Genomic DNA, 15,505 nt, shown 5'->3' on the forward strand with positions numbered 1-15,505 from the left:
CCTAATATTATATATAAAGTAAAAGGAGCCCGTTCCGATGATGGAACGGGCTCCTTTTGTAATCAACCAACCTATTAAAGACCCGGTTTCCAGCTATCCTGCCATACAATCACCGGTTTTCCTGCCTCATCAAAATCTATAGGCAACCAGATATACCGCGAATACATCAAACTGTCCGGCTTCCATATATCCGCCATAAAGACGAACTTGTCTCCCGGCAGAGAAAGAATAAATGTACTTTGCCCGCCATACGTTTTTTCAGCACCTTTGCCCACAAACGGATGTGGATGTTGTGTCCACGGTCCCCAAATGGAAGGAGCCGAGAACATACGTGCCTCGTTAGGCGCCCAACCGGTACAGCCGGAAGTAATCATCCAATACATGCCATTGCGTTTTAAGAGCGCAGGTGCCTCGTTGTGACCTCCCGGAGCAATACGGATATATTTTCCTGAATGTTTCCTGTAGTCGTCTGTCAGTTCTGCAATCTGCAAAGTAAGGTTTTCTTCTGAGGAGTAAACATGGTAAGCCTTCCCATCATCATCGACAAACAACGTCATATCACGAGACATCTGTCCATCCTTCAAATCGCGCTTTACAAACAAGCCCTTGTTCACGGCTTCCCGCCACTTCGGCGTCCACCATTCCTTATAGTCGTCCATATTCCAGACTATCGCTTTCTCCTCCGTCGTCATATTTTGCGGATAACGCCCCGGTGCCACACGCCCGGAATAAAGGAAACGATAAGGACCTGCCGGAGTATCACTGATTGCCACACCTGCACGGGCAGCCTCATAGCCTTTGCCTTTCAGTTCCAAATGAAACCACATGACAAAAGTCTTCGTCTTCTCGTTATAAATCACCTTAGGACGTTCTATGATACAACCTTTCTCAATATCATTTCCCGCCTCCTCGGACACAGCCAAAGATATCCCTTCATACTTCCAGTTACATAGGTCTGTAGAAGAGTAGCACGTTACACCCGCCTGTGTAGAAAATCCCTTGTCGGGACGATGCTCACCAAACCAGTAATACTTCCCGTTGTAGTGTAAAACTCCGCCTCCATGGGCATTGATATATTTACCATCCACATCATTCCACACGCCACCGGGAACAATATCTTTACCCTTACCCGGTGAATTTGCCGACTGCGCATTCATTCCGGAAGGCAATAGCAACAGCGCGAAGCAGAAAATTGCCACTACCCGATTCAAACTAAACTTTGTCATTAATGTATTATTTTTTAATAGGAATAAATTTTATTTTCTCACAAAACAAAGATACGACGAGTATCTTTCAGGGAGGGAGCAAAAATTCCTCAAAACAGAAAAGAAATCGGTCAATATGAAGATTTTAAAAAAGGGATAGGACACTATCTTCCAAAAGAAAGCTCCTATCCCTCCTAAAAACAATCTACCGCGTTATTTTTTTGCTAAATATTCAACTACTATTGACTAATAATTATGAATATCTATATATAAGTTCTTTCTAGTTTCATAGCCCCAGCCACAATTATTAAGTCCTCTTACACCTACTTCATAATACCCGCTTTGTGTTATAAAACCATCATTAAACACAATACTTGCATTCAGCCTATTTGTATCACTGCTATAAGTTCTTTGACTACCATTTTTATAAATAGTCCACATCGTTCCTAAGATATCATGTTCAATATTTACATCCTTACGATTAACATAAAATGGCGTTATAAATGTTTCATCATCTGAGAAGTCAGGAGCTCCTGCGTAAACAATAGACTTTTCTAATTCTATAATATTTCCGATAGGACCTATTAACGTTGCCTTTACCCATGCAGCACAATTATATTTTTTCTGTACGACAATTTTCGTTCCAGATATACCACCTACCGGTTCAATCCCTGCTGACCATGACCAAGAAAGAGAATACCCCTTAGGCACTCCGCTTACTGAGTAGGTTCCGTCAGAACAAAAAGATTCAGGTCCGGATAATACAGCCCCCGGATATAAAGTGATTATAGCCTTATAATCATTTAGGCTAAACCCCGCCCAAGAAGAGAGGGCAGTTCCTCCATTCATAACAGAAGAAGGATCTGGATTATTAGAATCATTTGGCGTACCGGAAATTGTAATTCCTGTTGGTTCGTTACGACCTCGCCAATTAGTATGCCTTAGACCCACACAATGACCTAACTCATGTACAATATTATATTTCTTTTGACTTTCAGTCATAACTCTGTTATTATCAAAGTCCAAATTTACTAAGATTGAATGATAAGGATCCCCATCAAGAGAAGGCCTTCCTGCTACAGCTACTTCATTATAAGGTAAGCTACCATTATCAGATTTTATTAAAATATCATATTCCGAGCTTGTTGTCAATGACATGTATAAACCTGACTTTAATTTATTCCATTCCTCTATTGCACTTCCTATTGCATTTCTCCAATTATCATCTCCTGAAACAGGCATTGAAGCATCTATTTTGATAAGGATATTTGAACGTTTATCTTCACTGACTATAAAATCAGTCCGAGCTTGTCGGGTTATCGCATATTGATGCAAATCCTTTTTAGTGAATATGATGTCCCCTTCAACCAAAAAATATTCACTCATATCAATGGCACTTGTTTCATCAAATCCCACTCCCTTTATTATTTCAAGGTATTCACTTTGAATTTGACTGCCAACATTTTCTAGTGTTGCACTTTCTCTTTCACATGAGCTAATAGTGACAAAGAACATTACAATTAAAATATAACTAATATTTTTTTTCATATATAAATTACATTACTGACTATATAAAATCCGTTCTTTAGGGTTAAAGCGATAGTTCCCCTAAAAAGAATACCTCTTTAACCCTATAATCTTTTGCATTTATTTCTCTGCCGGTTGGTCGGCTACTGTCGGCCAATACGGGTTCTGATACAGGATTGAAGTCGATACATCGGCTCCCGAAGTAGCAGTCAGTTGGAACTGCTTTACCATAATAGGATTCAGATAGTGGGCCATCTTCCAAGTACAGCCATCGTAACCCGGTTGTGTAGATGTCTTTTCAAACGGGCGGAGATATTCGCTTCTACTTTTTGAAGAGGCATTCGCTTGAGATGTCCCATCGGCTACCAAAGTAGACTCTCCCTTATCATTCAAATACCATTTTTCCATCGGAGTGTTCCATAAGTGCATACCTTCCATATGATAGGGAGTATTGATGAGTTGATCCATAGAACGCCAACGGCGCAAATCCATATAGCGAAGTCCTTCTGCCAAGAACTCACAGCGGCGCTCACGACGAATATTATACAGAGTCTTGTCCGTGAGGATGTTTCCGCCGGTATAGGCACCCCAGTCATTTTCAGCTTCCTTGCTCATGTCCGTCATGCTGATAGTTTTATCAAAATCTTCATCGACATGTGCACGGCGGCGAATCAATGTCCAATACTCACGAGCCGTATTATCCAACGTCCCGTTAAGCAAATAACTGGCTTCCATATAGTTCAGTAATGCCTCAACGGAGCGGAAGTAAACCTCTCCCGTGTAACCACCACCATTAGCATAATGCTTGCGGTTAAAGGAGCCTCCCTTGTGCAGTGCATATCCCGTGGCATACCCACGTTCATTATCACCATTGGTAATGGAAGGATAAGGTTCTGTCATGACGGCATCTGTACCTTCACTGTTATCCACTTCCAAAAAGATATTCGTCTGTCCTGGTTCTTTCAGGAATATACTCAGACGCGAATCACGGTTCACGCGGACATTGGCAATATTTTTATCACCCATATAATAGCCGTCGCCATCGGTATACGTACCATGAGTATAAACGGGAGTGCCATCCGCCATCAAAAAGTTCTGTACATACCCACGTGTCAACCCAATGCGGTAGTTACCGCGTCCGGCAGCAGCATTGATATTATGCGTAGAGAGACCACGCGCACGCTGACGCCACAAAAGAACTTCGGAAACACCGGAAAGATCCTCCTGGGCAAACATGTCATAATAAGGATTGGAAGCCTCATCTGCCGACTGTTGCAATATACCGGTATTAACTGTCAAGCTTCCTTTATATTTATCAGCAACTGTTTTGGATGCTTCAACAGCATTCTCCAAAAAATATTTTATCTCATTATCAATGCTACCACTAGGATATTCATAACTATTATGTAGAGAGGCACCCGGCCACCCCTCTCCACCGGGGACAAAGGCCGTTCCTTTGAAGTTCTGCAACCAAGTAGCTTCAAACAACGCCACCCGCGATTTCAGAAGTTTAGCTACATCCTTATTGATACGGGTAGTAGCCATATCGACATCGCTCATGTAGTCATAAGCCTTGTCAAGGTCGTCAAGAATAAAGCGTGCTACTTCATTGCGTGGGAAACGTGTGCTGGCAGCATTCAGTGTTTCTCTATCGTTGGCAAGCGGCTCCTTTATAATCGGGAAATCACCAAAAAGCTGAAGTTTCTTAAAATATTCGTAAGCACGAAGGAAATAAGCCTCACCTATGTAATGCTTGATCTTGCCTACCGTACCGGATATCGTATTCTGTGCTCCGCTCATATCCCCGCCAAACTTCGGAAGAACTTCGGACAAGAAGAAATTAATACGGTAAATACGCTCAAATTTCCAATTATCACTTTCCGAATGAGCTACTTTCCAACGGTCTAAAGTATAACGATCATTGGCATTTACTTCAATCTGGTTATCAGTACCCTTGTCTTCCGCAAAAACGCCATAGCTATACTGCTGGTAAGACGGAAGGACATTGGGATATTCATCATTCAAATTGGCTTCCAGTTGTGCTTCCGAAGAATAGTAAGTTTCGGGAGAAACGGAGGACATTGGCTCTCTATCCAAAAAGTCCTCACAAGAAGCTGTTCCGGCTGCTAAAGCCACTGCTATCATGGCATTAGCTATATATTTACAATTCAGTTTCATATTATTTTCTTTTGATAATGGTTTAAAGTGAAACACTAATTCCGAAAGACCATGTCTTTGAGAGTGGATAAGCATTACCACCACTCTTTATAGCCTCGTTTGCACCGCTATCGGTATTACCTCCATTAATTGTTTCCGGGTCAAAGAGTTTGGACAATTTTGTGCCGGTCCACAAATTCTCACCCGATACAAACACGCGACAGTTACCGATACCAATCTTACGGCTAACAGAAGAAGGAATGGTATACCCCAATTGGAAATTCTTCAAACGGATATAAGCTGCATTCTGCAAATAGCGGGTTTGCTTCTCCTGATTCTTTCTATCGTCAAATATCGGACGTGGATAGTAAGAATTTGTATTGGCGGCAATTTCATGTCCACTCAAACCGATGGCTTCGCTGCGGAAATAATCCCCATGCTCTTTCAGACCAGTTGACCACCACATATTGCCTCTGACTCCCCAAAACATATTAGAGTCTTGCCAGAAATCACGTTTCATTACACCCTGAAAGAAAAGGCGTACATCAAATCCTTTGTAGTTAGCGTTCAAGTCAAGACCAAAGTGATAGCGCGGCGTATTGTTTCCAATCACTTTCAAGTCACCATGGTCATCCAGCGTCTGTCCACCTTTAGTTATACCGGGGTTACCATCCAAGTCAGCATACATAATATCTCCAGCAGCCCACTTGGAACCAATAGCATCCTGTGACCCCACATTGTTTAGGTGCGCTTGCATTTCAGCATCAGTTTTGGCAATGCCTACAGTCTCAAATCCCCAGATTTCACCGATTTCCCGACCAGCGATGTAAGTAGAAATAGCATTGGTAGGATTACCTGGATAACGGTCAACATAAGTACGTGCGTCAGCCACATTGAATTTGATACCATAACCCAGTCCAAACCGCGTGCGGTCCTGCCAGCCGATGGTAAGTTCCCATCCTTTCGTCTTCAAGTCACAGTTATTAGTCTTCGGAGTGCCAATACCTAATACAGCCGGCAATTCCTCAGAAGGACCCACCATATTATCGGTATAGCGGACATAGGCATCAAATGAACCGGTCAAGCGGTTATTTAAAAAGCCGAAATCAAGACCAATATTCCAAGTACGCACTTTCTCCCATGTCAAAGTAGTACTGATAAGATTACCCACGTAAGCAGTATTTGGTTTGATACCGCCTTGCAGCCAGCCACCATTAGCCTGTTTCAATGTCATGGAGCGATAGGTGGGATACCACCCATTAGTATTCATATTGCCTAACTCACCATAGGAAAAACGGAGTTTCAACTGGTTACATACATCAGCAAAATCTTCCCAAAAATTTTCCTGAGCAATGTTCCAACCTAAAGAGAATGAAGGTGATAATTGCCAACGGTTGCCGCGACGGAAACGGGATGTCCCATCGTAACGAAGGTTCCCTTCCACTAAATATCGTCCTGCATAATCATAATTGACACGACCAAAGAAACCTGCTGTAGCCCACTCATTACGATAACCTCCTACTTCAGGTACTTTTTCCTTTCCGGCTCCATCAATATTTGAGATCAAATCCAATTCCGGCAGATCTTCTACTTGCAAGCCATAACCTTTAGCACTGAAAAACTTCTGGCGCATCTCTTCCGACTGGAAACCACCCATCACTTTGAAATTATGGACATCATCCAGGGAGAATGAATAAGTAGAATAAATATTCCAGTTCATATAAGTCTCCTTTTTATAATCTTGATAGAGACTGTTTGTTCCCTTAGTATCTACAATCCCACCGGCAACATCATGATTGTAACAGGGAAGTGACACTTCGCGAGTATCCACATTATTAAGACTGTAATTGAACTCAACATTGGTAATCCAGTTCTTGATAGGCTCAAATACCAAACTGGCTTGATGATAGCTCTTGTCAGTCTGTACATTACGGTCTCCTCCCAAAGCTAATTGCATAGCGGGCGTTTCGGCATTACCGTTAAAATAATAGCCATTTTCATCGTATACCGGCAAGTTAGGCCATGTCTGACGGCCAACCTTCTCATACAAACTTCCTCCAAACTTTGTTGGACGCAACATATCCTGACGGACATAGCGCAGGCTATAATTAAACTTCAACCAACTGGTCAACTCCGCACCAAACTTAGCGCTTGCATTAAATCGTTTCAGATTATCCGAAGCTGGACGGAGCAATCCACTTTGATCCAGATAGCCTAAAGAAGCGTAGTAATTGAACTTTTCTCCTCCACCGCTGATACTAAGATTGTGCTCCTGTGAGAAGGCATCATCCTTGTAAATTTCAGAATACCAGTCTGTATTGGCATAAGCCTCGGTAAAAGGATCACCAGCAGGTTTTCCCCATTCAACGCCATTAGAAGGCAGTCCACCTGTATTTGTACCACCTTCCGCCTGGAAGTCAAGCATTTGTTGCATGACCTTCTCAGAAAATTGTGTTCCTTGATTTGCATTATAGGAGGCCTGATTATAATAATTGGCAAACGTATAAGAGTCCATCATTTCCGGAAGACGTATTGCACTACTAAAACGGAAACTATTATTATAGTTAATCGTAGCCTTGCCCGATTTACCCTTCTTGGTCGTTACCAGAATAACGCCGAACGGTGCGCGCGAACCATAAATAGAAGAAGCAGCGGCATCTTTCAATACAGAGATGTTTTCGATATCCTGCGGGTTTACCGTATTGATATCACCTTCCATCCCATCAATCAGAATCAGCGGGCTACCGCTCGAACCGTCGCCGATAGTACCATTACCACGGATATTGATGGACATATTCTTATCCAACTCACCCGTATTGGTAGTAATCTGCAAACCCGGAACCAAACCTTGCAATGCCTGAGTAGCATTCGCTACCGGACGTGCTTCAATCTCCTTGGCAGTAGCCAAACCAACAGAACCGGTCAAATTCACCTTTTTCTGTGTACCAAAACCTACTACCACCACTTCATCCAGCATTTCGGAATCTTCTGTCATCTTCACATTAAAAGAAGTTTTCCCGGCAACCGGAATTTCCTGTGTTTTGTAACCAATAAAACTAACGACCAACGTAGCATTGGAAGGTACTTTCAGGGAAAAGCCCCCATTCATGTCGGTAATCGTTCCATTCGTAGCATTGCCTTTTTCCACAATGCTGGCGCCAATTACCGGCCCCATCGCATCTTCCACTACACCTTTTACATTGATTGTTGAACTTTGTGCGTTCAAGAACTGAACATTCAACAGAAGGGTCATACAAACAGCCAAAGTGATGCACACTTTTAGTCTGAGTCCTTCAAAGAATCTCTGTTTTTTCATTGCATAAACTTTAAGATTAAACATTTATTTGTTTGCATATCACGATCCTCATAGTAGTCGTGAAAACTGTTACAAATGTAGGCTCAGACGGAGAATAACGGCTCTAAATATAGTTATCTGAGGTAGAATTTTAGTTTCTCTACCTTATTAAATCATAATTCTACTTTAGAAATATGGGAATAACATCCTATGCAAACATTATCACGTAAACCGTTCCAAATATTCAGTAGGCAGCATGCCGAACTCTTTCTTAAAACAAGCACTGAAATATTTAGGGTCATTAAAACCTACGGCATAAGCCAAGTCGGAGATACGGACAGCACTCCCCTTCTCTTCCATTATGCGGCAAGCTGCTTTCAGACGGATATTGCGGATAAAGGCAGATGTATTCAATCCGGTCAGAGATTTGAGCTTTTTGTAAAGAGTCGATTTGCTGGTACCCATTTCATCTACAAACTGAGGCTGGTCGAACTCACAATCTTCCAAATGGCGATTCACACATGCGATGGCGCGTTGCATAAAGTCTTCATCAATACTGGTATAGTTCAACTCCTTGACCTCAAAAACCAGCTGATTCTTAAAATCATGCGCCTTGCGTTCCCGATATTTCAACAGATTACGGATGCGGGCATGCAATACCGCCAGATTGAAAGGTTTACTGATAAAAGCATCCGCTCCTACTTCATAGGCTTCGGCACGGTCTTCTTCCTTATTCTTGGCAGTAAGCAGAATGATAGGGATGTGGCTGAGTTCCAATTTGTTTTTCACATACCTGCAGAATTCAATACCATCCATCACCGGCATCATGACATCAGAAACAACCAGGTCAATATCTTCATTATCAAGCACAGTCACGGCTTCCTGTCCGTTTTCTGCCGTATGGACATTATACTCCCGCTGCAACAACTTAACCATCAGTTGCAGCAGTTCCTCATTATCTTCTACCACCAGGACAGTATGTGTCTTTGGCTTTCCGGCAGAAACAGTTTCCGTTTCCTCTTCCGAATAAGTAACCGTTTTCTGTATCGGGAGTACAGCTTCCTCCTCAATCTGCTCTTCTTTAAAATAAGAGCGGTCAATGGGTAGTGTCACAATAAACTCGGTGCCCTGGTTTTCTTCACTTTCAACCCGGATTTCCCCTCCGTGCAATTCCACCAGATCTTTGGTTAAAGAGAGTCCGATTCCGGTGCCTATGGTATTGAACTTTCTATAATTTCCCTCATAGAAGCGTTTGAAGAGCATCTTCTGCTTTTCTTTGGGAATGCCACTGCCATTATCCTTCACATGCAACTGAATAAAATCCCTGTCCTTGGCATACGAAAGTGTTATTTGTATGTAACCGCCATCCTTATTGTATTTAGCAGCATTCGAAAGCAGGTTATAAAGAATCTTATCCAGCTTGTCCGTATCAAAATAGCCAATAATAGATTCCGGATTACAGAGTACGGAGAAATGTATCTTGCGTTTCTTTACAAGCGGCAAGAAGGATTCTGCCTCGTTCTTCACAAAAGCAGCAATATCTCCGGGAGAAACACGTAACTTCAAATTACCGGTTTCGGCCTTGCGGAACTCAAGTATCTGCTGCAACAAACGAATGAGGCGACTGATATTGCTTCCCAACACCGTATAAATATCATCATGACCGGGAACCTGCATCTTCAGTTCATCCACCGTAGCCGAAATAATAGTCAGCGGAGTCAGCAATTCATGCGTTATATTGGTGAAGAACTGCAGTTTAACATGATTCAGCTCCTCCAACTTTGCCTTCTCCATTTCCCGAAGATGCAACTCATTACGCAGCTGCATCCTGTTCTTTGCCGTTCGAAGAATAGAAAAGATAAGTGCTGCCGCTATCAGTATATAAATGACATAAGCCCACCATGTAGCCCAGAACGGCGGCAACACGACGACTTCAAGTTCCCGGATTTCCCCACTCCAGATGCCATTCTCATTAGTAGCTTTCAAACGGAATTTATAAGTGCCGCTCTCCAAATTGTTATAATAGGCAAAGCGCCGGCTCGCATCCGTATACTGCCAATCCTTGTCGAACCCTACAAGCTGATAGGCATAACGATTCAAATCGGGATTCTTAAAAGTAAGGGAAGCAAACTCGATGCTGAAATTATTATATTCATAGGGCAACTCTATTTTGTGCGTAAACGACGGCATAACAGAAGAGATCCGCTCCCTGGTTTCGGGTTTTATCGAAGCAAACGAACGGTTGAAGATTTTAATATCCGTAATCAAATAAGGCACTTCCTCATTTCCATCTTTCAAAGTTTCCGGAAAGAAACTGTTGTAACCTTTGTTGCCTCCAAAAAACAGTTCACCACCCCTGCTGCAAGAGGCGTGAGCAATGAAGAAATTATCTTGCAGCCCGTCTGCCGTTGTATAAACACGGACATTAGAGTAGGCTTCGTCTGCCGGAACATTCAGCCGCACCAGTCCGATATTGGTTCCCATCCACAAACAACCTTGCCCGTCTTCTTCTATGGAACCAATCATATCACTGGGAATGTTGTACTCACGGTTCTTTTCGCAGAAAGTACCTTTTTCCCGATCATACAGATACAATCCACCGCCTTCCGTACCGGCCCACAATCGGCCGGACCTGTCAATATGCAAACATAACACAGAGTTTATAGCCAACTGACCGTTCCTATAACTGTAATTACTATATTTCAACGTTTCGGGATGCTGCACATTTCCCGTGATATGTATAATACCGCAGTTGGCCGTTGCAACCCAAATACTGCCGTCCATATCTTCGACTATATCTTTTATGTGATACCAATCCACAAAGTCGCCTCCATCAAAAGGAAGTGCACTGAACCGGTAATGTCCACCGCCGGCAAGACTCACCCCCATACCACCGCGGCAACCTACCCAACAATTTCCCCGGCTATCTTCGCATAGCGCCGAAACACAACTGGAATAGAGATAAGGTGTGTTGAGCTCTGTCAAGACCCTTACCTTCTCTCCTTTCTTATAGATTAAGATTCCACCGTCATAAGTTCCGAACCAAAGTTCCCCATTTCTGCGCTGGATGATAGAATTGACAGTAGGTACCCCCGATATATCCGAGAACTCAGGAATCCGGGAGTTAAAAGCTAATTTACCGGTCTCATAATCCTTACGCGCCAATCCGTAGCTCCCGGCACCCAACCAAAGATTCTTCTCAGAATCGGCATACACTGCACGAACCGAAGTCGTCGGCACATCATCTTCCACCAGATTCAGAGAGTGGCTGGTAAATGGCGGCAATTCGGTACTTACCATCAATGCACCACCACCGATAGAGCCTAACCATATATTATTGGCACGATCGCGCAATAATGAATTTATTTCATCGCAAGAGATATAATAAGACGAATGCCTGGATTTATAGTTGATAAATTGCCCGGGGGTCTCCCGTTTCATAATGCTCAAGCCTGCCCGAGTACCGATCCACAGCGTATGTGTATGCACGTCTTCAACAATATCATAGACAATATTATCCGAAAGGCTGGTCTCATCCCCTACTTTATGGACGTATCTCGTATAAGATACTTTTTCCATATCTTTGGAATGGTTCAATAGAAACAAGCCGCAATCCCATCCGCCGACCCATATCTTATGGTCGGCATCCTGATAAATGACATGTGCGGAGTTTCGCTCGTTGATCCGGGGATATGCATAGAACTTGTCCTCCTTCAGTGAATGCCTAAAAAGCCCGCCAGACCATGTTCCAACCCACAAATCCCCATCCGCATCTTCGAGCAATGACTTAATGGCGGATATAGTAAAGGCACCATCATCCATGTTATCGCCATATACAACAAAAGAATCCTTCTGCGGAACATATCGGCATAGCCCGGAATCCGTGCCAACCCACACTTTATTGTCTTTAGTAACCGACAAGCAAGAAACCGCATTATTAGGAATAGCAGGATAAGTATATTGCCGGATTTCTCCCGTCTTTTTGTTAAGTACGTTCAAGCCTTCCTGCGTACCTATCCAGAGATTACCGTCATAGTCATCGGCAAGACAATAAATATTATTGCTCGTAAGCAGTCCGGGTGCATATAAATTCGATTTATAGACGGTAACCTGATAACCGTCATATTTGCACAGTCCGTACCGGGTGGCAAACCATATAAAACCTTCTCTATCCTGAAATATCTTCTGAACTTCGTCAGTAGGTAGACCGTTGAGTGTAGATATTTGTTTGAAGTTCAACTGCGAAATTATATCGGTATCTGCTGCTTCCAATGCAGCCGGGAACAGGGTCCAACAAACCAACAAGACACAATATTTATAAAAGGAGCAGAAACTCACTATATTTTTCATACCATTAGAGATTAAGAATCATGGCAAATATAGCAAGTTTCCGCTTATATCAGGGAGAATTATGCGTACTTTTAGTCTACAAACGGATGGAGGAGGACAAATCTTTTCCCAGCACCAGCTTGTCTCCCGACAAATCGACCTCAAACAAATGGGGAATGCGGACATACCTTCCATTCACCTCCTTATGACTGTGAACAGACATCAGCCACTTCCCTTCCAATGTCCGGAACAGCATGCCATGACCGAAATTGGGCGGAGTGATGGGCTCTTTTTCTTGTATCCACGGCCCGTCCAAGGTTCCGCTTGCCGAGTAGGCAACGCCTTGCGTATAGTCCTGGAACACCCAGCTTGTCCATATCATCCCCAAGCGTCCGGTAGTTGTCCGGAACACCCACGGGCCGTCAGTCACCCGGTTTGGTGCTACTTTGTCGCCCATTCTTTCGCGGCTCCACGGTGAATCGCTGGAACGGAAAAGAATCTTTCCCTTGCCGATGGAACCGCTCAAGTCGGGCTTCAGCTCTATCTTTTCCACCGTGCCGTTCCAGTTCTGCAACCATTCGTGGCAATAAATCATATAGGGTTTACCATCGCTGTCCACCCAGAAAGTGCCGTCGAGCGTCGGCATGTCGGCAGGCAGATAGACAGGATCTTTCATAGGCCGGTAAGGTCCGTCGGGTTTGTTGCTGACCAGTACATGGCTGGCACGACGGGGGATTACGGTTCCTTTCACCGAATCTATCCGGATGGCATTGTTTGTAAATGTGGCGAAATAGTAGTATTTACCTTTATACTGATGCAGTTCCGCTGCCCAGATCTCCGGATTGGGCCCCATCCAAGAGTCCGGATCGGTTTCCGTAACCCGATACGGGCCTTCCCACAAGGCAAGGTTCTTACTCTTCCAAAGAAGTCCTCCGGAGCCAGTCATATAATACATGTTCGTTTTCCTATCAGCCAGGATACAGGGATCGCTCAGATGAATCGAATCGAGAGGAATATTAGTCCGGAAACGGCCGGGTACCTTCTGTTGTGCCGGCAGCAAGACGGCAATCAGCAACATAGCAAACAATAATAGATTTCTTTTCTTCATGGTAGATTTATTTATTGACATGCTACAAAGATAAGCAGCAAACTAATACTCAAGGGCTAATTATCAGTCAAAAAGGGTGGGTAATACTTCTATTATGCCTTCGTCAGCATATTAATTCATTATTGCTTCTATGGGGACACTTCCGTTTCCATACAAGGGAACGCGCGTTCCCATAAGAGGAAACTGCAGTTCCCATTAGAGGAAACGCTCGTTCCCATTAGGAGAAACTGTCGTTCCCTACTGTTGGGAACGACAGTTTCCACATACAGAAACGCCAGTTTCCTACCTATAAGAAACCGTAATCACCTTATTTACAACACCTTTCACGCATTAAAAAGTTGCCTCCTTAGCCCTATTCCCCACGGACGATGCACTATGAGAGCAACGGCCTACCCTCATAGTTGCTACCAGGGTCGCTCTCATAGTTCAAACGCCGATGAATAAAGGGATACAGAGTTTTTATGAGGGTATGAGGGTAAAATGCCTCGCAACTTTTATTTGAGAGTTGAACTTGCTGCCCCCAAATTATCAATTACAAATTAATTCTTCCCAATCCTCTACCGTACGCGTAACAGAGGGAAAGTCGGCTGCCAATACAGACAAGAATCCTTTACGTACTTCATTATTAGGAAAATCAAGCAAATAAGTACCCATTCTTCTGTTGTACTCCTTGATAGTAAGGTAGCCACTTTGGTAAATCATGGGCAAAGGTTGCTCTACATTTGCCTTATAGTCCACAAACAAGGAGGGCTTATAATATTTCCCGGTCAGTTCGTTCATCTGCTCACGGCTGTGTCTCAGCAGGCGTATCAAATAGGTGGGCGTGCCGGTAGAAAACCAGTAATCACGAATTTCGTTCATGTCAAAAGCACTGAGTATACTGAACGGATTATAAATATCCGCCATGTTCGTACTGAAGTGATAACCGTCGTACTGACGCTTCAGCCATTCTCTCATCTCCTCCACAGTACATTGATATTTGGCTGCCAGCTGGGACATAGGTTCTTCGAAGTGAGCCTCCAGTTCTTCCTGAGTGATGCCACACAATGACTCATAGCGTCCATCCATACTGATATCCTTAGGCTGATTGAACCCGCTGAATACACTTACTTGTGAGAACTTTGTAACACCGGTCAGCAGTACGAATTTCAAGTATTCATCGGCACCTTTGAAGGTGGAGTAGAAACCTTTCAGTATCTCCCGGTGATGATCTTCGAGCAGAAGTTTCTCGCCCTCGTCGGTACGAGTATAGGCACCCGTGTCCAGTACGTCGAGAATGGGTTTATCGTATTCATCAACCAGAACCACGGCACGCAGTCCGGTCTGCTGACTAGCGCGTTGCAGCACGCCTCTGAAGCGGGTACCGATGGTGGTTTCTGCAGGGTCTTTTCCATACATCTCTTCCCATTGAACTATGTAGGTTTCGATGGTTGCTTCCAGTTCTCCTTCACGGGTATAGTTCCCTCCGTTGAAATCAATACGGAAAATGGGGTATTGCAACCATTCTTTTTCAAGAGAGGCGATGGCCAGTCCGTCGAATAATTCTTTTCGTCCCTGGAAATAGCAGGCAAGCGTACTCACCAGTAGGCTCTTTCCGAAACGACGGGGACGGCTCAGAAAATAAATTGAACCTTTCTGCACAAGATCATAAACCAAGTCAGTCTTATCCACATAGACAAATCCGTCTTCGCGAATGCGGTCGAAACTCTGTATTCCAATGGGGTATTTCATCTTCTCGTACGTCTTATAATAGATTATAAGGCGAAGATACGTGAAAGCAGGCATAAATGCAAGCTATTTTCGGTTCTTTCTCCTTGTCACCGTGCTTTAAAAAGAAAGCGAGGCAGCATCTTATTAAATAATAAGACCACCTCGCTTCAATTA

6 protein-coding genes and 1 pseudogene are annotated in these 15,505 nt (G+C 43.6%); all 7 read right to left on the bottom strand.

The genetic code is table 11. From position 1 onward, the window contains the following. Positions 1-74: 74 nt before the first annotated feature. A complete protein-coding gene (locus AAE250_RS15020) occupies positions 75-1,157 on the bottom strand; it encodes a glycoside hydrolase family 43 protein (protein ID WP_294598486.1) in 1,083 nt (360 codons plus the stop codon). 294 nt (positions 1,158-1,451) lie between these two features. After that, complete coding sequence (locus AAE250_RS15025) at positions 1,452-2,753, bottom strand: M57 family metalloprotease (RefSeq protein ID WP_294598316.1); 1,302 nt, start codon at positions 2,751-2,753, stop codon at positions 1,452-1,454. Between the two features lie 99 nt (positions 2,754-2,852). Then, the gene (locus AAE250_RS15030; RefSeq protein WP_294598319.1) at positions 2,853-4,910 is read right to left on the bottom strand and encodes a RagB/SusD family nutrient uptake outer membrane protein; all 2,058 of its coding nucleotides are present in this window, start codon (positions 4,908-4,910) and stop codon (positions 2,853-2,855) included. A gap of 22 nt (positions 4,911-4,932) precedes the next feature. Then, positions 4,933-8,205 carry a SusC/RagA family TonB-linked outer membrane protein gene (locus AAE250_RS15035; RefSeq protein ID WP_294598321.1) on the bottom strand — a complete coding sequence of 1,091 codons (3,273 nt, stop codon included), beginning with the start codon at positions 8,203-8,205 and terminating at the stop codon, positions 4,933-4,935. Positions 8,206-8,406: 201 nt separating this feature from the next. Then, positions 8,407-12,534 (bottom strand): hybrid sensor histidine kinase/response regulator transcription factor, encoded by a 4,128-nt coding sequence (locus tag AAE250_RS15040; RefSeq protein ID WP_342289150.1) that lies wholly within the window; start codon positions 12,532-12,534, stop codon positions 8,407-8,409. 76 nt (positions 12,535-12,610) lie between these two features. Next, on the bottom strand, positions 12,611-13,621 hold the full coding sequence (locus AAE250_RS15045; protein WP_294598327.1) for a glycoside hydrolase family 43 protein: 1,011 nt from the start codon (positions 13,619-13,621) through the stop codon (positions 12,611-12,613). A 579-nt stretch (positions 13,622-14,200) separates the two neighbouring features. Next, positions 14,201-15,352 (bottom strand): annotated as a pseudogene (locus AAE250_RS15050) (ATP-binding protein); the annotation flags it as partial. Between the last annotated feature and the right edge of the window lie 153 nt (positions 15,353-15,505).

The organism is Bacteroides sp. GD17 (genome assembly GCF_038448625.1).
Classification (GTDB): Bacteria; Bacteroidota; Bacteroidia; order Bacteroidales; family Bacteroidaceae; genus Bacteroides.